15 protein-coding genes are annotated in these 23,068 nt (G+C 73.0%); 4 read left to right on the top strand and 11 right to left on the bottom strand.

Annotated elements, in window-relative coordinates:
- Window positions 1-131: 131 nt before the first annotated feature.
- Window positions 132-1,394 carry an NAD(P)/FAD-dependent oxidoreductase gene (locus ACLQ22_RS17645; RefSeq protein WP_425693260.1) on the bottom strand — a complete coding sequence of 421 codons (1,263 nt, stop codon included), beginning with the start codon at window positions 1,392-1,394 and terminating at the stop codon, window positions 132-134.
- 134 nt (window positions 1,395-1,528) lie between these two features.
- Between ACLQ22_RS17645 and ACLQ22_RS17640 the strand changes: the two genes are divergently transcribed.
- A complete protein-coding gene (locus ACLQ22_RS17640) occupies window positions 1,529-3,106 on the top strand; it encodes a helix-turn-helix domain-containing protein (protein WP_425693259.1) in 1,578 nt (525 codons plus the stop codon).
- A 46-nt stretch (window positions 3,107-3,152) separates the two neighbouring features.
- Here the strand turns inward: ACLQ22_RS17640 and recD2 are convergent, their stop codons facing one another.
- Window positions 3,153-5,357, bottom strand: a complete 2,205-nt coding sequence (gene recD2 / locus ACLQ22_RS17635) for an SF1B family DNA helicase RecD2 (RefSeq protein ID WP_425693258.1) — start codon at window positions 5,355-5,357, stop codon at window positions 3,153-3,155.
- A gap of 290 nt (window positions 5,358-5,647) precedes the next feature.
- Between recD2 and bla the strand changes: the two genes are divergently transcribed.
- The 3 genes from bla (at window position 5,648) to ACLQ22_RS17620 (ending at window position 10,039) form a co-directional block, all read left to right on the top strand.
- The gene (gene bla / locus ACLQ22_RS17630) at window positions 5,648-6,592 is read left to right on the top strand and encodes a class A beta-lactamase (RefSeq protein ID WP_425693257.1); all 945 of its coding nucleotides are present in this window, start codon (window positions 5,648-5,650) and stop codon (window positions 6,590-6,592) included.
- Between the two features lie 130 nt (window positions 6,593-6,722).
- Entirely contained in the window at window positions 6,723-7,184 is a 462-nt protein-coding gene (locus ACLQ22_RS17625) for a hypothetical protein (protein ID WP_425693256.1), read from the top strand.
- Window positions 7,181-10,039, top strand: a complete 2,859-nt coding sequence (locus tag ACLQ22_RS17620; protein WP_425693255.1) for a M48 family metalloprotease — start codon at window positions 7,181-7,183, stop codon at window positions 10,037-10,039. The genes ACLQ22_RS17625 and ACLQ22_RS17620 overlap by 4 nt, the downstream gene beginning before the upstream one ends.
- Before the next feature lie 39 nt (window positions 10,040-10,078).
- Here ACLQ22_RS17620 and ACLQ22_RS17615 read toward each other — a convergent pair whose 3' ends face one another.
- The 9 genes from ACLQ22_RS17615 to ACLQ22_RS17575 all read right to left on the bottom strand — a co-directional run bounded on the left by ACLQ22_RS17615 (window position 10,079) and on the right by ACLQ22_RS17575 (window position 23,044).
- Window positions 10,079-12,427, bottom strand: coding sequence for an AbfB domain-containing protein (locus tag ACLQ22_RS17615; protein ID WP_425693254.1), 2,349 nt, complete (start codon window positions 12,425-12,427; stop codon window positions 10,079-10,081).
- A 144-nt stretch (window positions 12,428-12,571) separates the two neighbouring features.
- Entirely contained in the window at window positions 12,572-16,027 is a 3,456-nt protein-coding gene (locus tag ACLQ22_RS17610; RefSeq protein WP_425693253.1) for a discoidin domain-containing protein, read from the bottom strand.
- Between the two features lie 287 nt (window positions 16,028-16,314).
- Window positions 16,315-17,370: an alcohol dehydrogenase catalytic domain-containing protein gene (locus ACLQ22_RS17605; protein WP_425693252.1), complete on the bottom strand. Its 1,056-nt coding sequence runs from the start codon at window positions 17,368-17,370 to the stop codon at window positions 16,315-16,317.
- Complete coding sequence (locus ACLQ22_RS17600; RefSeq protein WP_425693251.1) at window positions 17,357-18,058, bottom strand: GntR family transcriptional regulator; 702 nt, start codon at window positions 18,056-18,058, stop codon at window positions 17,357-17,359. The genes ACLQ22_RS17605 and ACLQ22_RS17600 overlap by 14 nt, the downstream gene beginning before the upstream one ends.
- Before the next feature lie 8 nt (window positions 18,059-18,066).
- Window positions 18,067-18,978, bottom strand: coding sequence for a 2-deoxy-5-keto-D-gluconate 6-phosphate aldolase domain-containing protein (locus tag ACLQ22_RS17595; RefSeq protein ID WP_425693250.1), 912 nt, complete (start codon window positions 18,976-18,978; stop codon window positions 18,067-18,069).
- A complete protein-coding gene (locus tag ACLQ22_RS17590; protein WP_425693249.1) occupies window positions 18,975-19,976 on the bottom strand; it encodes an alcohol dehydrogenase catalytic domain-containing protein in 1,002 nt (333 codons plus the stop codon). Before ACLQ22_RS17590 ends, ACLQ22_RS17595 begins: the two co-directional genes overlap by 4 nt.
- Complete coding sequence (locus ACLQ22_RS17585) at window positions 19,973-20,794, bottom strand: carbohydrate ABC transporter permease (RefSeq protein WP_425693248.1); 822 nt, start codon at window positions 20,792-20,794, stop codon at window positions 19,973-19,975. The genes ACLQ22_RS17590 and ACLQ22_RS17585 overlap by 4 nt, the downstream gene beginning before the upstream one ends.
- Window positions 20,791-21,741 (bottom strand): carbohydrate ABC transporter permease, encoded by a 951-nt coding sequence (locus tag ACLQ22_RS17580; protein WP_425693247.1) that lies wholly within the window; start codon window positions 21,739-21,741, stop codon window positions 20,791-20,793. The genes ACLQ22_RS17585 and ACLQ22_RS17580 overlap by 4 nt, the downstream gene beginning before the upstream one ends.
- A gap of 7 nt (window positions 21,742-21,748) precedes the next feature.
- On the bottom strand, window positions 21,749-23,044 hold the full coding sequence (locus ACLQ22_RS17575) for an ABC transporter substrate-binding protein (protein ID WP_425693246.1): 1,296 nt from the start codon (window positions 23,042-23,044) through the stop codon (window positions 21,749-21,751).
- Between the last annotated feature and the right edge of the window lie 24 nt (window positions 23,045-23,068).

Here is a 23,068-nt window from a genome sequence, read left to right as displayed (position 1 = left end):
GCGTCCGGCTGTGCTGATCCGGTGGCCGCAGGCGGGAGACGGGCGGCTCGCCCGTCTCCCGCCTGCCTGCGGCATTCGTCCGGCGCTCAGCGAGGCCCAGCCGGCGGCTCGTCGGTCCCGGGCGGAGCCCGTCAGCGCAGCGGGTCGAAGGGGCGCAACTCCACGGGCTGCCCGCCGCCGGTGATCTGCTCGGCGAGCAGTTCGCCGGTGAGCGGGCCGAGGGTGATGCCCCACATGCCGTGGCCACCGGCGGCGTAGACGCGCGGCGACCTGGTCCGGCCGATCAGGGGAAGGCCGTCGGGGGTGCAGGGCCGCGAGCCGACCCACTCGTCGGTGCGGGCATCCAGGTCGGCGCCCCGCAGCAGCGGTCGGGCGGCCTCGGCGATGGCCGAGATGCGGCGCCGGTCCAGCGGCGCCTCGGCGCTGCGGAACTCCATCATCCCGGCGACGCGCAGCCGGTCGCCCAGCGGCGTGCAGGCCACGCGCTGCGCGGGGAAGTAGACCGGGCCGGCCGGCAGGTGCTCGATCGCGACGCTGAAGCTGTAGCCGCGGCCGGCCTGCACGAGGGTGCGGACGCCGAAGCGCCGGGCCAGCTGGCCGAGCCAGGCGCCGGTCGCCAGCACCACCGCGTCGTAGCGCTCGTCCGTGCCAGCGGAGGTCAGCACCCGGACCCCGGTCGCCTCGTCGCGGACGTCCACGACGTCCACCCCGGTCTCGATGGCCCCGCCCCGCGCGCGGACGGAGTCGGCCAGCGCGTGTACGTACTGCCCCGGGTTGACGTAGCGCTGGTCGTGCAGGCGGATGGCGGCGCCGACCGCGTCCGACAGGGAGGGCTCCACCTCCCGTGCCTCGGCCCCGGTCAGGACGTCGAACTCGATCCCCTGGCCGGCGGAGTGGATGTGCGCCAGCTCGTCGAGCAGGACCGACCGTTCGGCCTCGGTCCGGTACGCGGCGAGGAACGACTTCGCCTCGTGCGTCGGCGCCGCGACCCCACCGGCCGTCAGCGCGTCGAACGCCGCCAGCGCCCGCCGGTTCACCGGGATGAGGGCCCGCATCGCGCTCTGCCACCTCGACGCGGTGCTGTGCCGCGCGAAGCCGGCCAGGAACCGCAGCAGCCGGGCGTCGGCGCGCGGCGGGACGTAGACGGGCGAGGACGGGCTCAGCACGGCGCGCACCCCGTACCGCAGCACCGCCGGCTCCGGCAGGGGAGTGGTGATGCCGGGGGTGAGCCAGCCCGCGTTGCCCCACGACGCGCCCGCCGCGACCCCCGTACGGTCCAGCACGGTGACCCGGACCCCCCGCTCCTGCAGGAACCAGGCGGTGGCCAGCCCGACCATCCCCGCGCCGACGACGGCGACGTGCTGGGGGGCGGGCACTGACTCGGCGGGGGACATGGCGTCTTCTCCTTCGGGCGCGACAGGGATCGCGGCAATCCTGTCCCCGCCGGGCCGGGAGGTCATTGTCCGTTCCGGCCAACGATCGCCCAGGTCATTGGCCCTGGCGCACAAGGTCGGGGCACAATCGCGGCATGCTCACCGTGGCTGGCGTGGTGGAGGCGGCCGGCGCCGCGTTGCTCAAGGTCGTCGTCGCCGCCGACGAGGCGGAGGTACGCGACGTGACCCTCGCCGAACCCGACGACGCCACGACCGGCCAGAGCGGCGACCTCGTCCTCGGCGCGGGCGTCGCGACCCCGGAACAGGCCCTCGCCGTCGTCGCCCGGTGCCAGGAGGCCGGGGCGGCCGGCCTGGTGCTCAAGCCCCCGCTGGCCGCGCACCCCGACGTGACGTCGGCCGCCGCCGAACGGCGCCTGACCCTGGTCGAGCTTCAGCGCCACGGCTCCTGGGCCCAGCTCGTCTGGCTGCTCCGCGGGATGATCGACCGGGCCGTCGCGCCCGGCTCGCCGGAGACCGGGGAGCCCGGCGTGTACGACGAGCTGTTCGCCCTCGCCGACGCGACCGCCGCCGTGGTCGACGCGCCGGTGACGATCGAGGACGCCCGGTCCCGGGTGCTCGCCTACTCCTCGCGCCAGGACCGCACCGACCCGGCGCGCGTGTCGACGATCGTCGGTCGTCGCGCCCCAGGCAACGTGATCGCCCACTTCCGCTCCCGGGGCGTCTTCCGCAAGCTCGCGACGGGCAGTGAGCTGATCTTCGTACCGCAGGGCCCGGACGGGACGTTGCCCCGCCTCGTCATCCCGATCCGCGCCGGAGGCGAGCTGCTGGGCTCGATCTGGGCCGTCGTCGAGGGCCCGGTGCCGCAGGGGCGGCTGCGCGACCTCCAGGGCACCGCGTCCGTGCTGGCCCTGCACCTGCTCCGCCTGCGCGTGCAGGCCGACGTCGCGCGCCGGGTGTCGGCCGACCGCCTGCGGGCAGTCCTGCGGGCCCCCGGGAGGACGGGCCGGGAGGAGCTGGCCATCCCCGAGGGGCCGTGGCGGGTCGTCGCCCTCGGCGCGCACGGCGGGACGGGGGAGATGGTCGACAACCTCGCCCTGTGGGAGTCGATCACCCGCCGGCACGGCTGGCGTCAGCCGCTGCTCGCGGACGTCGGGGACGTCCTGTTCGCCGTCCTGGTCGACGAGGGGGCCTCGCCCGGGTCCCGGCGGTGGATGGAGAAGCTGATCCACGACGTCGCCGTGCAGGACCCCGGGCTGTACGCCGCGTCCGGCGGTGTCGCCCGGAGCCTGACGGACCTGCCGCGCTCCCGCGCCGAGGCGGCGGAGCTGCTCGCGTTGCGCGGTCCGACCGGGCAGCGGGGCCCGGTGCTGCGGTTCGAGGACCACTGGGCGGAGGTGGTCGTGCACCGGGTGGTCGGCGCCGTGCCGAGCGCCGACCTGCTGGTGGGCGGTCCGCTGCCCGATCTCGTGGCCCACGACCGGCAGCACGGCACCGACTACGTCGCCACGGTGGCCGCCTGGCTCGACCAGCAGGGTGACCCGCAGCGGGCCGCCCGGCAGCTGCACGTGCATCCCAACACGCTCCGGTACCGGTTGCGTCGCCTCACCGAGGTCGTCCCCGTGGATCTCGACTCGCCGCGCGCGCGGCTGGCGTTGCAGATCCAGCTCGCGGCGCTGCGCCCCGCGCCGACCGCGCCCCGTCCCGTGGCGTAGGGGGCAGGCGGCCCCGGAGCCGGACGCTGCGGAGGCGGCGAGGCGCTCAGGCGAGGCGGTGGTCGAGGGCGGTGTGGCGGCGTCCGGCGCCGACGGTACGGACGGCGGCGGCGAGGGCGCGGCGGGAACCGACCAGGACGACGAGCTTCTTGGCGCGGGTGACGGCGGTGTAGAGCAGGTTGCGTTGCAGCATCATCCACGCGCTGGTGGTCAGCGGGATGACGACGGCCGGGTACTCGGAGCCCTGCGAGCGGTGGATGGTCATGGCGTACGCGTGGGCGAGTTCGTCGAGTTCGTCGAAGTCGTAGTCGATGCTCTCGTCCTCGTCGGTGCGTACCGTCAGGGTCTGCTCGTCGGTGCTCAGCGCCGTGACGATGCCGATGGTGCCGTTGAAGACGCCGGCCTGGCCCTTGTCGTAGTTGTTGCGGATCTGGGTGACCTTGTCGCCGACGCGGAACACCCGTCCACCCAGGCGGCGCTCGGGTTGGCCCTCGCGCGCCGGGGTGAGCCGCTGCTGGAGCAGCGTGTTCAGGGCCGCCGCGCCGGCGGGCCCGCGGTGCATGGGGGTGAGGACCTGGACGTCGCGGCGCGGGTCGAGGCCGAAGCGGGCGGGGATCCGGGTGCAGGCGACGTCGACGGCCAGGGCGGCGGTGGCGTCGGTGTCGTCGCTGGCGAACAGGAAGAAGTCGCTGAGGCCTTGGAGCAGGGGCGGCTTGCCGGCGTTGATGCGGTGGGCGTTGGTGACGACGCCGGACTCCGCGGCCTGGCGGAACACCTGCGTCAGCCGGACCCGGGGGATGGCCGGGGCGGCGAGCAGGTCCCGCAGGACCTCGCCGGCGCCGACGGAGGGGAGCTGGTCGACGTCGCCGACGAGCAGCAGGTGCGCGCCGGGCGGGACGGCCTTGACGAGCTTGTTGGCCAGGATGAGGTCCAGCATGGACGCCTCGTCGACCACGAGGAGGTCGACATCGAGGGGGTTGTCCCGGTCGTGGCTGGCCTCCCCGCCGGGGCGCAGCTGCAACAGCCGGTGCACGGTGGCCGACGGGTGCCCGGTCAGCTCCGACAGCCGCTTGGCGGCGCGGCCCGTCGGCGCGACGAGGGTGACCTTGGCCTTCTTCGCGGCGGCGAGTTCGACGATCGAGCGTACGGTGAAGCTCTTGCCGCAGCCGGGCCCGCCGGTCAGCACGGCGACCCTGGAGGTGAGGGCGAGGCGGACCGCCTGTTCCTGCTCGGGGGCCAGCTCGGTGCCGGTGCGTGCCTTCAGCCAGGCCAGCGCCCTGCCCCAGTCGACGCCGGTGAAGTGGGGCAGCCGGTCGGCGCGGTCGCGCAGCAGCCGCAGCAGGGATCCGGCGAGGGACTGCTCGGCGCGGTGGAACGGCACCAGGTACACCGCCGACGCCGGCTCGCCGTCCGGCCCGGGCAGCGTCTCGCGGACCACCCCCTCCTCGCCGACGAGCTCGTCCAGGCAGGTGGCGACGAGGTCGGCGGGCACGTTGAGGATCTTGGTGGCGTCGGCGACCAACTGCCCGTCGGGCAGATAGCAGTGCCCGTTGTCGGTAGCCTCGGACAGGGTGTACTGCAGGCCGGCCTTGACCCGCTGAGGGCTGTCGTGCGGGATCCCGACGGCCTGCGCGATGGTGTCGGCGGTCTTGAAGCCGATGCCCCACACGTCGGCCGCCAGCCGGTACGGCTCGTTCCTGACCACCGTGATGGAGGCGTCGCCGTACTGCTTGAAGATCCGTACGGCCAGGGAGGTCGACACGCCGACGCCCTGGAGGAAGACCATCACCTCCTTGATGGCCTTCTGCTCCTCCCACGCCGCGGTGATCTTGGCGGTGCGCTTCGGCCCCAGGCCGGGCACCTCGACCAGGCGGGCGGGCTCCTCCTCGATCACGCGGAGGGTGTCGAGGCCGAAGTGGGCGACGATCCGCTCGGCGAACACCGGACCGATGCCCTTGACCAGCCCGGAACCGAGGTAACGGCGGATGCCCTGGATCGTGGCCGGCAGGACGGTCGTGTACGAGTGCACCTCGAACTGCCGGCCGTACTGCGGGTGCGACGACCACCGACCGGACAGGCGCAGGCTTTCCCCCGGCTGGGCTCCCAGCAGCGCACCGACCACTGTGAGCAGGTCACTGCCGTGGTCGGTGGCCACCCGGGCGACGGTGTAGCCGGTTTCCTCGTTGACGTACGTCAACCGCTCGAGCACCGCGTCCAACACGGCAGACGGCGGGCGGGTGGGGGCAGTCACCCGCCCATCCTGCCTCCTGCCGACGCGGGGGTGCCGCCGGCCCGGTCACGCGCCACGGCAGGCGGCCGGATCCGTCCCGCGCGGCCGGATCGTCGATCCCTGCCGTGGACGCAACCGCGGGCGGTGGGCGGCGCGTTGACTCATCGGGCGGCCGGGTCGCGAAGCGCTCCGGGCTGGTTCAGGCAGCGCCCGTCGACGTCGCGTCGCCGCCGGGGGTGCCCGGCGTCGAGGGCCGGCGTCGCCGGACGCGACCCCGCCCATCCTCGTGACCTGACAACGGAGGGAAGACCATGCCTTCGACGCATCCGACCGTCACCCGTCGCGCTCTGCTGGGGGCGGTGGCGGCGCTGCCGCTGGCCGGCTGCGCGAACGACAGGACGCCTTCCGCCGCCACCTCCTCGGCTGTCCCCGCTTCCCCCTCCGCCGAGACGGGTGGTCACCACGATCGCCTGGCGGAGCTGGAGCGCAAGTTCGACGCGCGCCTGGGCGTGTACGCCCTGGCCACCGGCACCGGCGACACCATCGTCCACCGCGCGGACGAGCGCTTCGCGTTCTGTTCCACGTTCAAAGGGCTGGCGGCCGCAGCGGTCCTGCACCGCCACCCGCTGTCCCACCTGGACACCGTCGTCAGGTACACCGCCGACGACCTCATGAAGAGCTCCGTCATCACGAGGCGGCACGTGGCCTCGGGGATGACGATCCGCCAACTGTGCGACGCCGCGGTGCGCCACAGCGACGGTACGGCCGGCAACCTCCTGCTCCGCGATCTGGGCGGGCCGGCCCAACTGACGGCGTACGCCCGTAGCCTCGGCGACGCGGTCACCCGGATGGACCGGACGGAGCCGGCGATCACGACCGCCATCCCGGGAGACCTCCGCGACACGTCTTCTCCGCGAGCACTCGGCACCACCTACCAGCGGATCGTGCTGGGCGACGCCCTGCCGCCCGAGAAGCGCGCCGTCCTCCGCGACCTGCTGGAACGCAACGCCACCCGCGCCGGCACCCAACGCGTCCGCGCCGGGGTGCCCCGGGGCTGGACCGTGGCCGACAAGACCGGGACCGGCGACTACGGCACCGTCAACGACATCGCCGTCGTGTGGCCCCCGACGTCCGCGCCCCTCGTCATCGCGATCCTGTCGAGCAGGGCCACCAGGGACGCGGAATACCAGCAGGCCCTCATCGCCGAAGCCGCCGCGTACGTGGCAGCCACTCTCACCCAGGGGCGTACGTCATGAGGGGAACTCGCCCGGGACCTTCACGTGGCGTGGCGCGCCGGTCTCGAACTCCGTGACGGGCGACAGATCCTGGTGCCGGAAACCTTACTGTCGGGTCTGCGGGCTGGCGCCGTAGCGGCACGATGGCATCGTGACCGAGCCCCAGAACGTCGCCGCCGATCTGGTCGTGGGCGCTGCCCACGCGGCGGTGCGTCGAATCGCCCCCGAGGAACTTCCGGTCTTCGACGAGGTGGCCGCCGGCTGGCGGCGGAAGCTGTCGAAGGGACGCGTCAGCTGGTCCGTCCCGCAGGGTGGGGTCGGCTTCGGCATCGACGTCACCCTGCTCACCGAGCTCGTGCTCCAGGTGGTGGCCGCCGCCGTGGGCGAGGTGCTGGTCATCGGTGCCACCACCGTCCGGGCCGGCCTGCTGCGTCGCCGCCGCCGGGAGCTGCCCGCCCCGCCCGACGCCCGACCGGGGCTGGACCCCGAACAGGCACGCCGCCTGCGGGAGGCGTGCCACCGGCACGCGGTGGCGCTGGGCCTGGACGCCGGTCGGGCGGAGCTGCTCGCCGACGCCGCGGTCGGCGCGATGGTCGATCCGCCGGACGCATGACCGGGCCCGGTGCCGGCGGGGCCCACCACGACGGCGGTACGGCCGCGGACGGCACGACCGGCGGCGATCGTGGCGTCGGCGCCGCCGGCCCCGGCGCCGGCCCACCCCTGCCTCCGGAGCGGCTCGGCTGGCTCTACGCACTCGTGCTGGCGTCCCTGATCAGCGTCGGGATCAGCGCGGGTGGCCTCTACTTCGTCGCCGACCGCTCGCTCTCCCGGCCCTGGGCGGCCGCCGTCGACGCCTGCACCCGGGCCCATCCGGTGGCGGCGGAGCAGTCGGCCGCCCGCGACCGCTGCCTGGCCGGGCAGTTCGGCCGGCGTGGAGTGGTCATGCTCGCCGGGGCGGGGATCGCGCTGGGTGCGGCGGCGGCGCTCGTCCTGGTCCTGCCGCTGGCCGACCGGCATCGGCTTCGTCGCCGGCTCACCGTGCCGGGCGCGCAGGAACGCTTCGGCGATCTCTGCGACCGCAACGGGTTGGTCGGGCGACGCCGACCGAGGTTGGTCGTCGCCGCCCCGCCCGTACGGCAGGCGTACACCACCGGTGGTGTGCTCGGCCGGCCGACGGTGGTGCTCCCGGCGGCCGTCGCGGTGGCCCACGCCGACCCGGCGCGGTTCGACCCCGTGGTGGCGCACGAACTCGCGCACGTCCTCGCCCGGGACGTGGCCTGGGCGTCGGCCGTGCGTGCCCTGATCTGGCTGCCGGTGCCGGCGGTGCTCGCCGCCGGCCTGCTCGAGGTGGCCCTCTTCGGGCCGAACGTCACCTACCTGACGGCGCTCGGCCGGGCGACGGTCGTCGCGGTGCTGACCGCGCTGCTGGCGGCCGGGCTGCTGCGGAGGCGCGAGCGGGAAGCCGACCGGTACGCCGCCGGCGCCGGCCACGCCGAGCGCCTGGTCGCGCTGCTGCGCGCCGGGACCGCGGGGGGTCCCACGCGACGGCGTCGGCTGCTCGCCCGGCATCCGGATCCGGCGACCCGGGCGGCGGCGCTCGGCCGGCCGGCGGACCCGCCGGGCGGCCTGACCCACGGGCTGGCGGTCGGCGCGGTCGCGATGCTGGCGACGGGCGCCGCCGACGCCCTCGCGCGCGACCTCTTCCTGACCGCGCAGGCGGCCGTCGGCCCGCCCGTCGCGGTCTGTGTCGGCGCCGTCCTGCTGAGCCTCGGACTGCTGCCCGCGCTGGTCCGCCGGGCCGCCGCCGGCGCGGGCGGCTGGTGGCGACCCGTTCTCGGCGCGGCCATCGGCTTCGCGGTGACGGCGTTCATCGCCACCGCACTGCCGGTTCCGGGAAGCTCGGGCGTCTCCGCCCGGCCGGACGTCTCCGTCGCGTTGCTCGTCGCCGCGCTCGGGGGGCCACTCGCCGCGTCGGTGGCCGGGCTCTGCGTGCTGCTGGCGCGACTGGTGGTCGCCCGCCGGCCCGGGTCGGTCGGCTGGCGTTCGGCCACGTACCTGGTGGCGGCGGCGGCCGGTGTCGCGCTCCTCTGGCCGTTGCCGGCGGTGGCGTCCGTGCCGACCGACGGCCACGCGGCCCGCAACTGGCTGGTCTTCGCGCTGCCCCGCAGCGGTTGGCCGCTGCTCGCGCTGCTGGTACCCGTGCTGGTCGGCCTGCTGCTGCGCGGGGCCGGGGAGGGGCACCGACGCCCGCCGCGCCGGTGGGACCGGGGGGTCGTGGCGGCGGTCCTGACCGCCGTGCTGATCGGTGCGGGGGCCGCGGTGTGGCGGACCGAGCTGTTCCCGCCGGGCACCCTGGCCGAGGCGGGCCGGCAGGCCCAACAGCGCTGGCTGCTCTGCGCGCTCACCGGCTGGGCGGTCCTGGTGGTGCTCGCGGTCGGCCGTCGTGCCGGTGTCGGCCGGGCGCTGACCGCGGGCTGGGCGGCCGGCGCGGCGGCGGCGCTGCTGCAGTACGCACACGCCCTGCTGACCGGACGGGCGGACGGGCTGGACACCGCCGAGGCGCACCTGCTGGCCCCGCTGGCCTGGCTGGGCTACCTCGTCGCGTTCACCCTGCCGTTCCTGGTGTCCCGGCCGACCGTGCCCGGACCGGCCCCGTCCGCTCCGGCCGGCGTCCGGGGGCCCGTGGCGGCGGTCGCGGTGCTGGCGGCCCTGCTCGCGGTGGCGGTACTCGGTCCGGGGATCCCCGGGGCGTACGCCCCGCTTCCGGTGGCGGAGCCGGCCAGGCTCTCCGCGCCGTCGACCGCTCCGGTCGTCCCGCCGGTGCCCGACGAGACCCCGGGGCCCACGCGGTCCGCTCCGGGACGACCCGACCCCGGTCGGCCGCTCACCCACCCGCAGGCCCGCCGGGCGGCCGGCGCGGTCAGGGCGGTGCTGCCCCCGGGCTGGCGGGTGCCGCCCGACCGGGCTGAGGGCGGCGGCTCCCGGATAGACCCGTCGGCCTGCCGGCCCCTGGCCGAGGACTCCTACCTGGACCGGCTCGGCGGAGTCGAACGGGTCCGGGAGCGGGCCCGCTTCGCCACGGTGCCTGGCCCCACCGCCACCGCGTCGGCCGAACTGGTGGTCGAGATCAGGTCCCACGCCGAACCGGTGCCCGCCTCGGTGCTCGCCGAGGCGGAGTCGGCGCGCCGGGCCTGCCCCCGCTTCACCGCCCGGGGCTCGGGCGGCCCGGCGGTGCGGTTCACGGTCGACGCGCAGCCGCCACCCGCGCTCGGCGAGCAGTCCTGGCGGGTGGACTACCGGCTCAGCGCGGGCAGCGGGCGGGCCCGGATCACCGGGCGGTCGGCCTTCGTGATCGTCAGGGCGGGGCACAACCTGGTGACCGTCTACGCCAGCGCCGTCTCGGAGCCCCTGGACGAGCGGCTGCTCGGTGCGGCGGTCGAGGTCGCGGTGGCGGGCCTGGGCGGCTGACCGACGTGGACGGCGGCGCGGCCGGCTCGCGTCCGGTCCTCACGGCGCCCAGGGCGCGGCGACGTTCCAGGTGCTGTCCGCGCTCCAGAGGGTGGGCGTGTCGTACGCCGCGCCGCCGGCGCCGTTGCTGAGCCACACCTCGGAGTTGAAGTGGCGCAGGAACGAGCCCCGGAAGTTGTACGACTCCAGCGAGACCCCGCTGCCGGTCAGCCCGGTGCGGGCGCACCAGGTGGCGTCGGCGCGCATCAGCGCCGAGCCGTCGTTCGGCGAGTTGCGGACCCGGGACCCGGCGTGCCGGAGGTACTGCCCCGGGAAGTTGACCGACTCGAAGGAGTAGCAGCTCGCGTCGGCCAGCCCCGCCCGGATCGTGTAGGTGGCGTCGTTCTTGAGCAGCGCCGTGCTGCCCGCGTCGACGATCGCGGTGTAGGCGAGGCTGTCCTGGTGCCGCAGGTATCTCCCCGTGTGTCCGGGCGTGGTCACCTGCAACGACCGTCGCGTGTTCAGCGGCAGCGCCACCGGCTGGTTGTCGCCGAGCGACCTGGACGCGTCGATGAGCGCCTGGTTCGCCGCCCGGACCCGGGACTCGACCATCTTGACGACGCGGCGGTCGTAGGTGAGGAAGCCGTTCAACTCGCCTTCGAGGTCGGTGATCTCGGTGTACACGGAGGCGCTGAGGCCCTTGCCGAGCATCAGGTTCCGGGTGCCCTGCACCAGCCCGACGTACCGGTCGGTGAGGGCGGTGGAGTTCGGCTGCCACTCGTAGGCGAAGAAGCTGCCGCTGGGGCTGTACTCGTGCCCCGGCGTCCGCAGGCCCAGGCCGCCGAACTCACCGAGCACGGCGATCCGGGAGGCCGACGGGCTCGGCGACGCGGGGCCGAGGTAGACGTGCCAGTCGTCGATGTCACCGTTGCCCGGGTCGCCCAGCGACTGGCAGCAGTTGTGGCCGCTGTGCACGTTCACCAGGCGGGTCGGGTCCTGGTTCTTCACGTTCTGCCCGACCCGCCGGGTGTCGGCGAGCGCGCGCTCGCCCCAACCCTCGTTGTAGACGGTGTACGCGACCACCGCCGGGCTGCTGCGGTGTTCGTCGACGACCTCCCGCGTCTCGGCCTCGAACTGCGCCTGCTGGGCGTCGTCGGCGTTGACGTCCTGCGCGGTCAGGGACGGGACGTCCTGCCACACCAGCAGGCCGAGGCGGTCGGCGTGGTAGAACCACCGCTGCGGTTCGACCTTGATGTGCTTGCGGACCATGTTGAACCCGAGGTCCTTGTGTTTCTGCAGGTCGAAGGCGAGTGCCGCGTCGGTGGGGGCGGTGTAGAGCCCGTCCGGCCAGTACCCCTGGTCGAGGGTGCCCGCCTGGAACACGAACTGGCCGTTGAGCTTCGGGCGCAGCACCCCGCCGACCATCCCGGTGGTGATCTCCCGCATCCCGAAGTAGTGCGTCGTCCGGTCCGTCCGGGCGCCGTCCGGGTCGCGCAGCGTCACCCGCAGGCCGTAGAGGAACGGATCGTCCGGGGACCACCGGCGGGCGTTCGGCACCGGCACGCTGAAGTCGGTGAAGCCACCGGTGGCCGACCCGACCACCGCGGTCCCGTTCAGCGCCTCGGCCAGCACGCTGTGCCCGGCGACGTTCCCCCGGGTGAACACCCGCACCCGCAGCGTGTTGCTGGACAGGTTCGGGTACACGTCGACGCTGCTGATCGACGCGGCCGGCACCGGCTCCAACCAGACGGTCTGCCAGATGCCGGAGTTGGGGGTGTAGAAGATCCCGCCTGGGCTCTTGGTCTGCTTGCCGATCGGCGGCAGGCTGCCGTCCTGACGGCTGTCCGTCGGATCCCACACCTTCACCACGATCTCGTTCGTGCCGCCGTTGAGATGCGGCGTGACGTCGAACGTGAAGGCGTCGTAGCCCCCGGTGTGCCCGCCGACCTGAGCGCCGTTGACCCACACGGTGGCCTGCCAGTCGACCGCCCCGAAGTGCAGCAGCGTGCGGCGGCCGGACCAGTCGGCCGGCACGGTGAAGGTGCGTCGGTAGAACAGGTGGTGGCGGTTGTCGTTCGCGGCGCGCTGCACGCCGGACAGGGCGCTCTCCACCGGGAACGGCACGTTCACCCGCTCCGGGAGGTTCGTGCCGAACTGCGGGGCGTCGTCGGTGGCGGACTGGCGGAGCTGCCACTCGCCGTTGAGGTTGAGCCAGTCGGGCCGGGTCATCTGCGGTCGCGGGTATTCCGGCAGGGGCGTGCCGGTGAGGGCCTGGCTGGTCCACGGCGTGGTCAGTGGGGGCGTCTTCGCGGGGGCCGCCGGGGCCGGGGACACCGGCGCGAGCAGGGCGGCCAGCAGGGTGAGGGCGGCCGTGAGCGGCAGGGTGCGGATGCGGGCGCGACGTGTCATGCCGTCTCCGATGTGGACGGGTCGGCGCGGGCGCGGGGACGCGCCCGGGCGACGGGACGGGGGTTCTCCGGGATCGGGCGTACGGCGGCGGTGCTGGGCCGGGGCAGGACGACCCGCGCGGCCGCCCTGCCCCGGGTGGCGCGGTCAGCTCAGCGGCTCGACCCAGATGTTGCGGTAGTGGACGTTGAGGCCGGGGTCGCCGTGGTCCTGCAACCGGATCGGCCCCACGGAGGGTCCCTCCGGGGCACCGTTGCCCGTGGGCCCGTTGATCACCGCGTTGTCGTGGACGGTGACGCCGTTCCACACGACCGTGACCCGGGCGTTCTCCGTCTTGACCCCGGCGCTGTCGAAGCGGGCCGCCCGGAAGGTGACGTCGTAGGTCTGCCACGTCTCCGGCGCGCCGGCCGCGTTGACCGACGGCGCGATCTTTCCGTAGATGGCGCCGCCCTCGTCGTTGGCCGGGGTGGTGTCGCCGAAGGAGTCCAGGACCTGGAGCTCGTAGCGGTCCTGTAGGTAGATCCCGCTGTTGGCGCGGGCCTGGCCGGTGACGTCCGGCGGAAGGTTGGGCAGCCAGAACTCGACGTGCAGCCGGAAGTCACCGAAAGCGCGCCTGCTGCGGATGTCGCCGCCGAGGACCTCCACCCCGCCCTTGGCCAGCGGCCACGTCGCCGGTGTGCCGTTGGTGTACTCGAAGTTGTCGAGGTGGGACCCGTCGAGGAGCGTGACCCGGCCGGTGTCGCCGCCGGGGCCGTGGGCCTCGAACTCGTAGATGCGTGCCGCGTTGTCCGAGGTGTTGGTGGCCTTGGTGACGTTCAGTCGGACGTGTCTGGCCTGGGTGGGGGAGATGTCGTGGGTGGTGGTGTTCGCCGTGTTGGCGGTGACGGTCGCCGCTGTCGTCCAGGAGGTGCCGTTGGTGCTGGTCTGGATGGTGAAGTCGCGGGTGTTCCAGGCGGTGTTCTCGCCGCCGGCGCCCGCGTGCCGTACGACGAAGCGGCTCACGCTCCGGGTGGTGCCCAGGTCGACCTGGAGCCACTTGTTGGCGCCCGTCGAACACCATTTGTCGCTGTTCCCGCCGGACACGCTGCCGTTGACGGCCCTGGCCGGGCCCTCGGTGGCCGAACAGGAACTGTCGGCCGTCGCCGCCCTGCCCAGCGCGACGTTCTCGGTGGCGGCCTGCCCACCGTAGGCCTCGAACTCATAGATGCGTGCCGCGTTGTCCGAGGTGTTGGTGGCCTTGGTGACGTTCAGTCGGACGTATCTGGCCTGGGTGGGGGAGATGTCGTGGGTGGTGGTGTTCGCCGTGTTGGCGGTGACGGTCGCCGCCGTCGTCCAGGAGGTGCCGTTGGTGCTGGTCTGGATGGTGAAGTCGCGGGTGTTCCAGGCGGTGTTCTCGCCGCCGGCGCCCGCGTGCCGTACGACGAAGCGGCTCACGCTCTGGGCGGTGCCCAGGTCGACCTGGAGCCACTTGTTCGTGCCCGTCGAACACCACTTGTCGAGGTTGCCGCTGGTGACCGTTCCGTTGATGGCCCTGGCCGGGCCCTCGACGACGGAGCAGGAACTGTCGGCGGTCGCCGCCCTGCCGAGCGCGAGGTTCACGGGCGGCTGCTGACCGGGGATGGCGTTGAGCGTGTACCACACCTCGGTGCTCCAGAGCGACTGACCGTTGCTGGCCGCGAACGGCCGGGGCGACCGGACGTGCACCACCCGACCGGCCTTGAGGCCGTTGATCACCAGCGTGACCGTCTTTCCGTCCTGCGACAACGTGGCCGACGAGACCGACAGGGTCTCCTCGTCGACCTTCGGCCCGCCGTACGCGGCCGTCGCCACGTAACGCCACTGCTTGACCCGGTACTTGGAGGCCAGTGCCGCGGCGGTCGTCGCCGACAGCGGCTGGGTGTATTCGATCTCGAAGCCGTTGGGCAGCGCCCGCATCGCCCGCATGTCGAAGTTGTTGCTACCGTTCGGGGCGATCTTCTGCAGGCCGTAGCTGAGCTTGCCCTCCTGCCCCCAGTTGCCGCCGCCGTGCAGGCCGCCGGTGTAGATGGCGCCGTCGGGCCCGACGCTGACCTCGGACACTCCCGCCTCCAGGCCCTGGGTCAGTCTGAACAACGCCCCCTGGTACTCGCCGTTGACCTTCTCCAGGAAGGCGCGCTGGAGCCCGCCGTAGGTCACGTCGCCGATGAGCATCTGTCCGGCGAAGGTGCCCTGGGTCAACATGACCGGGGTGCTCGGCGAGTTGCCGATCTCGTTCTGCGGCATCCAGAGGACCGGCTGGACCACCGGGTTGTTGTCGAACGGCCCGGGCGGGTTCATGTAGTGGTTGAAGAAGCGGCCCTGCTTGACGTGCACGAGCTTCGACGACGGCAGCCAGCCACCCTGGTTATCGGTGACGAAGATGTCGCCCTCCGGGCCCCAGCCGATGCCGTGCGGGGTGCGCAGGCCGCCGGCCACGTAGTCGACCGCGCCGGTGCTGCGGTTCACCCTGATGGTCGTGCCCCGGTTCGGGGCCGGTTGCGGGTCGGTCGTGGCCCCGCCGTAGTTGATGGACACCGAGAGGTTCAGGTAGAAGTACCCGTCCCGGTACAGCAGGCCGAACCCGAACTCGTGGAAGTTGCTGCCGAACGGCCAGGTGGCCACGGTGCGGTACTGGTCGGTCACCCCGTCGCCGTTGGTGTCGTTGAGTTCGGTGAGCTTCGCCTTCTCCGCGACGTAGATCTTCCCGTCGACGATCTTGATCCCCATCGGCTCCTGAAGCCCCGTCGCCACCCGCTGCCGGGTCACCTGGCCGGCACTGGTGCTGCCGGTGACGTTGCCCAGGATCCACACCTCGCCCACGCTGGTCAGGGAGCCACCCCAGGTGGACACGGCCAGCCGGCCGTCGGGGAACCAGTCGAACCCGGTGACCTGCGGCTGGAAACCACTCGGGCGCAGGTCGGTCAGGGTGTAGTTCGGGTGCACCGACGTGAGCGGCAGCCCGTCGCCGGGGGAGTCCCCACTGGCCTCGCACTCCTTGCGGCCGGGTGCGGTCACCCGCACGACGCCGGCGTCGGTGCTCAGCGCCGAGTTCGGCACGTCCACGAACGTGCCGGAGCCCGGCGTCTGCCACTGCAACGTGAGCTGCTGGCCGCCCGTACGCTCGAAGTGCTCGATGCGCAGGGAGTGGTATCCGGCGGTCAGGTCGACCGCGCCGTCCTTGGCCTCCGGGCCGTGCACGCCGTCGTGGTCGACGATCAGGGTGTCGTCGATCAGCAGACGCGACCCGTCGTCGCTGATGAGTCGGAAGGTGTAGCGCCCGGCCTGGGTGATGTTGACGTTGCCGAGGGCGTGGACCAGGAAGTGGTCCTCGATGCCGAAGTCCGCCGCGCTCGTCCAGTTGACCGTCGGCATGAGCTTGTCGACGTTCGGGGTCTGGCCGGCCTTCAGGGTGCAGAGGTTGTTCAGCGGCACCTGCAGGTCGAACACGCGCAGGGTGACGCCGGGTTCCTGCGGGGGCGGAGCGGCAGCCGCGCTCGGCGGGGACAGCCACAGGCCGGCGACCGCCATGACGGTGGTGATGGCGCTCGCGATGGGCACGCGTGCTCGTCGGGACGATCCGAGCATTCTTCTCCTCCAGGGGAGCGGGACAACGACGTACGTCGTCGCGCGGCGCTCGGGCTCAGCGGCGGGCCCGGACATCGAACGGACATCGTTGTCATGTCCTGATGGTTGGCCTGGCACGCCGCTGCCTGGTGAGGCAACACTAGGATTCTTAAATATAAATGTCTAGATGTTCGTGCGAGATCGTCTGAACTTTCGTCCGGACGGGCAAAAGTCGTCGACGCCGTGCGGCGCCACCGTGGACCGGCCACGGTGACGCCGGACGGGGTGAACCCGGTCGGATCCCCGGGCTACCGGAGGGCGGCGTCGACGCCGTGCGGGGCGACGAAGACCTTGTCGGCCTGTCCGACGGCCTGGGCCTCGAGCGCCTGCGAGACCTCCTCGAGCGGGAAGAACGCCGGCCGCAGCCGGTCCAGGCCGAGCGTCGGCAGCATGCCCACCGCGCGGTGATGGGTGTACGGGTTGATGACCGCCCCCACGATGGTCAGCTCGCGCGCGAAGACCTCGTTGGGGCGCACCCGTGCCTCCTCGTCCGGCCGGGCGACACCGAAGACCAGGATCCGGCCGCCGCGGCTGGCCATGCCGATCGCGGACTCCAGCAGGCGCGCCGAGCCGACGGCGTCGACGACGTACGGGAAGCCGAGGCCGTCGGTCAGGGCCCGGGCCGCCGCCCCGCTGGCCGGGTCGGTCGGGTCGAGGGCGGCGTCGGCTCCCATGCGCAGCGCGAGGTCGCGGCGGTCCGGGCGGGGATCCATGACGACGACGGGGGCGAGCCCCCGGGAGCGGGCCAGCGCCACCATCATCGCGCCCGCCGGGCCGGCGCCGTAGACCAGCACGGGCAGGCCGGAGCGGGGCGCGAGCTGGTCCATGCCGTGGATACAGCACGCGAGCGGCTCGGTGAGGGCGCCGATCCACGGTGGCGTGTCCGGGGGCAGCCGGTAGGCGATCCGTGCCGGCACCACCATGCGCTCGGCCATCCCGCCGTCGAGCCGTACGCCGTAGCCCCGCTTGGCGTCGCAGAGATGCTCCTGCCCCAGCCGGCAGTACGCGCAGGCGGTGCAGTAGTCGTGGGGCTCGACGGTCACGAGGTCGCCGGGCGCGAGCCGGTCGACCCCGGGGCCGACCTCCCGCACCCGTCCGCAGACCTCGTGACCCAGCACGACCGGGGCCGCCGCGGGGAAGCTGCCGCCGACGATGTGACTGTCCGTGCCGCAGACCCCGACGGCCAGGGGTTCGATGGCCACCTCGCCGGGGCCCGGGGCGCGCTCGGGCAGGCGCTCGACGCGTACGTCGCCCGGACCGTGGCACCGGACGGCGGTGATCGTGCGGGTTTCAGTAAGCGGCACGAAGCAGCTCCTTGAGTCGGCGGATGTGCGCCCGGGCGGCCTCACCCGCGGCGTCGGGATCACCCGAGCAGAGCGCCTCGAAGATGGCCTGGTGGTCGGCGACGGCCTGGGCCATGCCTCCGGTGAGGCTGGTCGAGCGCATCGCGATCAGGACCCGACTCTGGACGCCGTCGAGCATCCGGGTCAGCACCGGACTCTGCGCGGCCTGCCGGATCTCCCGGTGGAACGCGGCGTCGAGTTCGATGTGGCGGGCGAAGTCGCCGTCCGCCGCGACCTGCCGGTGCTCGGTGAGCAGGGCGAGCAGGCGGCGGCGCAGCGCCGGGCTGTACCGCTGCGCCGCCAGCCGCGCCACCGCCCATTCCAGAGCCTCGCGGGCCTCGTAGAGACTGACCAGCTCCTCGCCCTCGATGCGGGCGACGACCGCGCCGCGGTTGAGGGTCTCGCGCGCCAGCTCGTCCTGCACCAGGCGGATCACCGCGTCGCGCACGGGGCTGCGGCTCACCCGGAACTCCTCGGCCAGCGCCGGGACGCTCAGCCGGGTGCCGGGTCGCAGCTCGCCCGAGATGATCCGGTCTCGCAGCGTCCGGTAGAGCAGCTCGCCGACCCGCTCACCGGTCTGGGGATCCGCTTCCTGCGCGGGCACCGGCAGCGTCGCGGCGGGGGGCCGGGGCGTGGAGGGTGGCGTCACTGGTGTCCTCACTCGTGCGGCTCGGGCCCGACCGGCACCGCGGCGAGGAACGCGGCGGCGAATCCGCGATAGTTCGCGGCGACCGCCGCCACCGCCTGAGGGCGGGCCAGGTCCCCGGCGAGCAGCCCGCGCAGCGCGTCCCACCAGATGCTACGCCCGATAGCGAAGCCGGTGAATCCGGCGGTGGCGGCGTCGGCGAGCCACCCCTCGACCCGTGCCGCCGGTGCGTTGGCGCCGAGCAGGATGCACTCGCCGCCGGCCTCGGCCGCGATCCGGGCCGCGGTGCGGTAGTGCTCCTGCCGGTCGAGGTGCTCCAGCTTCCAGACGTCCACCGGCACCTCCTCGAGCAGCTCGGTCATCGCGCGGTGCACCAGCGCGGGACGCAGTTCCCGCTCGAACCGTCCCGGGTCGCCGCCGACGGCGTCCAGCTGCGCGGGCGTGGGGGGCACGAGCAGCTCGAACAGGAAACGGCCACCGGCGTCACGCACCGCCGCCGAGACCTCGGCCAGCCGGGCGCGCTGGACCCGGTTGCCGTCGACGTCGCCCTCGACGTTGTAGCGGACCAGGACCTTGGGCAGCTCGGGCTGGTGGTGCTCCAGGTGGGACTTCAGGTCGGCCGGTTCGGACTCGTAGATCTCGCAGCCGCCGCGCTCCAGCGGCATGCTCACGGTCACGCCGTTGGCGTGTGCCCGCTCGGCCACGCCGGGGCCGAGCGTCGCGTCGACGAGGATGCCGGCGTGCGCGGCCAGCCCCGGCTCGTCGGCGAGCGCCGCGAGGAGCCCCTCGACCACCATGTGCTTGCCGTCGGTGATCGCCGCGCGTTGGCCGCGCGTGGCGGTGCCGGTGTGGCCGTAGAGCGCCTGGGTGAGCCAGGGCCGCTGGTCGACCGCGAGGATGAGCAGGTGCTGCGGCTGGTTCATCGGGCGTCCTCCGACACGATGCAGGGTTTGAAGTAGTCGCCGGCGACGAAGCGGGCGAAGGCGTCGGGCAGTTCGGCGAGGGTCACCGGCACCGTCAACCGGTCCCGCAGCGCGGCGCCGTGGTCGCGCAGCAGGTCCCAGTTCGCCTCGACCTCGCTGGTGGGGAAGTAGAAGGAACGCACCGTGTAGCAGTCGGTGCGCCGCCAGCGGGGCGTCGCGGGCATCGTGTAGGGCTCGTCGGACTCGCCGAGGGCGATCACCGCGCCGCCGGGCGCGACCACCCGTTGCGCGGTCTCCCGGGCCGCCGCAGCGCCGCTGACCTCGACCACCAGGTCGTACTGGTTCTCCGCCGCCAGGTCGCCCGCGGCGCGGGCGCCCAGCTCGACGGCGGTGGACAGGCGACCCTCGTGCGGGTCGAAGGCGTCGACCTCGCCGACGCCGAAGGCGCCGGCCACGGCGATGACGCCGAGGCCCAACGGTCCGGCGCCGATGACCAGCGCCCGGTCCACGCCGTCGGGTTGGGTGCGCTGCCACAGCCGCAGGGCGTGCGCGGCGGTGCCGACGGTGTCCAGGCCCAGCACCGCCGTGTCCAGCGGCACGTCGTCGGGCACCGGCAGCAGGCAGCGGGCGGGCACGTCGACGTGCTCGGCGAACCCGCCGTCGCGCTGCCAGCCGATCAGCTCCCGAAGGTGCAGGCACTGGTTGGTGCGCCCGGCGGCGCAGCGCCGGCACGTACCGCAGAAGACCGGGATGTAGACGATGCCGCGCGTCCCGACGGGCACGGCGACGTCCGCGCCGACGTCGATCACGGTGCCGGCGATCTCGTGTCCCGGCACCACGGGCGAACCCGACCGCAGCAGCCGCTTGTCCGAGCCGCAGAGGGCGCAGACGTCGACGCGGACGCGTACCTGCCCGTCCGCGACCGGGCCGAGCATGGCCCGCTCGAAGTCGATCCGACCGTCGCCCAGGAAGCGGGCTCGAAGACTGGTGGTCGTCACTTGACGGCACCTCCGGTGATTCCACGCACCAGCCACCGCTGCGCGAAGATCGTCAGCAGCAGGGCCGGCGCTGAGATGAGCGTGCTGGCGGCCATCAGCCCGCCGAAGTCGTTCGATCCCTGGCCGATGAAGTTGAAGGCGATGACCGTCAGCGGCAGCGTCCGGTCGTTGGCGAGCGCCAGGGCGAACAGGAAGTAGTTCCAGGAGAAGACGAAGCTGAGCGTCAGTGCCACCGAGACGCCGGGCAGGGCCAGCGGCAGCACCACCATGCGGAACCGCTGCCAGGTGGAGGCCCCGTCGATGAGCGTGGACTCCTCGATGCTGATCGGGATCTCCTCGAAGAACGGGATCAGTAGCCAGATGCACAGCGGCAGGGTGACGATCAGGTGCGCCACGACGAGCAGGGCGTAGTTGAGCCCGGTGTTCGACGGGGCGTCGATGCGGATGGAGAGCACGAACAGCGGAAGGACGAACAGCACGCCGGGCGCCATCCGGGCGAGCAGGGTGACGAAGCCCAGCGTGTTCAGCTGCCGCCGGACGATCACGTACGCGGCCGGGGCGCCCAGCACCAGGCCGAGCAGGGTGGAGCCGCCGGCGACGATGAAGCTGTTGGCGATGTAGCGGCCGAACTCGAACCGCTCGAACAGGTTGGTGAAGTTCTCCAGCGTCAGCGGCGAGGCCACGTCGAACAGGGAACCGGTGATGTCGACGTTGCGCCGCAGCGACGACCAGAGCATGAACAGCACCGGGCCGAAGAAGACCACGGCGAACAGGAAGTACGCGGTGTAGACGCCGACCAGCCGCTTGCCCGCGCTCATTTCGCGGCCCTCCTTCGTACCAGGGTGAAGACGGCGGCGATCAGCACGACGAGCACCAGCAGGGCGATCTGCAGGGTGGCGGCGTAGCTGGGTTCCTGGTCGATGAACGCCTCGTTGTAGCCGTACACGTTGAGGCTGTTCGTCGAGTCGACCGGCCCGCCCTGGGTCATGATGTAGATGGTGTCGAAGAACCGGACCAGGTCGACCGTGCGCAGCAGCATCGCGACGATGAGCACCGGCCGCAGCAGGGGCAGTCCGATGTTCCACGCCGTACGCCAGCCGCTGGCCCCGTCGATGGCCGCCGCCTCGAAGGGCTCCTCCGGCAGCGACCGGATGCCCGCGGAGATGATCAGCGCCATGAACGGCGTCCACTGCCAGATGTCCACCAGCGCGATCGACCAGGGAGCGATCGACGGGTCGCCGAGCCAGACCACGGGGTCGATCCCGACGACGGCCAGCAGCTCGTTGGCCGCGCCCAGCGACGGATCCATGATCAGCAGCCAGAGCAGGCCGACCGCCACCGACGCGGTGATCGCCGGGATGAGCATCATGCCCTGGAAGACGCGCCGACCCGGCACGTCGAGGCTCATCACGTAGCCGAGCGCGAGGCCCAGCACGGTCTCCACGGCGAGGCACACCACGAAGAGGAAGAGCGTCACCTTCAGGGAGTTGTAGAAGGCCGGGTCGGCGAACATCCGGGCGTAGTTGTCGAACCCGAGGAAGCCCGCGTTCGTACCGTCGGAGAGCCGGTCGGTCACCGACAACCAGACGGTGTACGCGATCGGCAGCAGGACCAGCAGGGCGGTGACCACCGCGGCCGGCACCACGAAGGGCCAGATTCCCCGGGCCGTCGGATGCACCGTCCTTCTCGGCCGGCGCCCCGCCCCCCGCCCCGTGGCGGCGGGGCGGGGGCCGGTGGGGCGTTTCGTCATCGTGTCGGTGCTCATGAGGCTCCTACTCGCGGTTCTTCGCCAGCAGCGGGGTGAGGCCGTCCTGGATCTGCTTGGCCGCTTCCTCGGCGCTCGCCCGGCCGAGGATCACCGTGCCCACCGCGTCGCCGATGACCTTGCGCATCTCGGCGGCCGCGACACCCACCGGGCCGACCTCGGTGTCACCGTCGGTCTGGGCCTTCGTTAGCACGGTGTTCCACTGCTTGAGCGTCTCGGTGTTGAGGGTGGCGGTGTAGGCGGGATCCTTGCTGACCGAGGTGCGCGGCGGGGCGATGCCGGACTTGGTCAGCTCCAGCTGGGTCTTCGCGCTGGTGGCCCACTGCACGAACTTCCACGCCGCGTCCTTGTTCTTCGAGAACGAGGAGACCGCCAGGCCCCAGGAGAGCACGGTGGTCTTCGAGCCGGCGGCGCCGGCCGGGAAGTCGAGGACGCCGATATTGTCGGCGACCTTGGAGGTCTTGGGGTCGATGATGCTGCTGACCTCGTTGCTCGACTCCAGCTCCATGGCGGCGTTGCCGGCGGCGAAGAGGGCCGAGGACTGGGTGAAGGTGTTGTTGACGACGCCGGGCGGGCCGTAGTCGCGGGCCAGGGTGGCGTAGCGGTTGATCGCCTCGACCGCCTTGGGGTCGTCGAAGTTGGGCGTGCCGTCGGGCTTGGTCCAGCTCACGCCCTGCGAGTGCAGGAACGGGCCGAAGGTGAACGGCAGCGCCGCGGACTGTCCGCGCAACGCGATGGGGGTGACGCTGCCGCCGGACTTCTGCTTGATCGTCTCGGCGGCGGTGGTCAGCTCGTCGAGCGTCTTCGGCGGCGTGACGCCGTACTGCTCGAACAGGTCGGTGCGGTAGTACAGCACCACGCCCTCGACGTTGATCGGCGCCGCGATCAGCTTGTCGTCCACGGTCATGCCGGCCCGCACGGCGGTCGGGAAGTCGTCGACGGCGTAGTCCGCGCCCGCCTTGCTGACGTGCTCGTCGAGCGGCTCGTAGTAGTTGGACTTGGCGAACTGCGGGCCCTCGCGGGAGGGCAGCGTCATGAACACGTCCATCGAGGAGCTGCGCGACTGGAGGTTGAGCTGCACCTTGTCGCGCATCTGCTGCTCGGCGAACGTCTGGACCTTCACCGTGACGCCCGACTCCTTCTCGAAGTCGTCGATCAACGGCTCGATGGCCCGCTGCCAGGGGTGGTTGGACATGATCAGGTTGATCTCGTTGGCGGAGCCGGCGGAGTCCGAGCCGCAGCCGGCGGTGAGCCCGCCGACCAGGGCCAGGGCGAGCGCCGCGCTCAGGTACCTGTGCCGCATGTGCCTGCCTTTCGATGGAGGGGT

Origin of the sequence: Micromonospora sp. DT178 (assembly GCF_049841695.1) — a bacterium.
Lineage (GTDB): Bacteria > Actinomycetota > Actinomycetes > Mycobacteriales > Micromonosporaceae > Micromonospora.
Note: the sequence above shows the minus strand (reverse complement) of the source record. Positions and strands in the feature narration are given on the sequence as shown.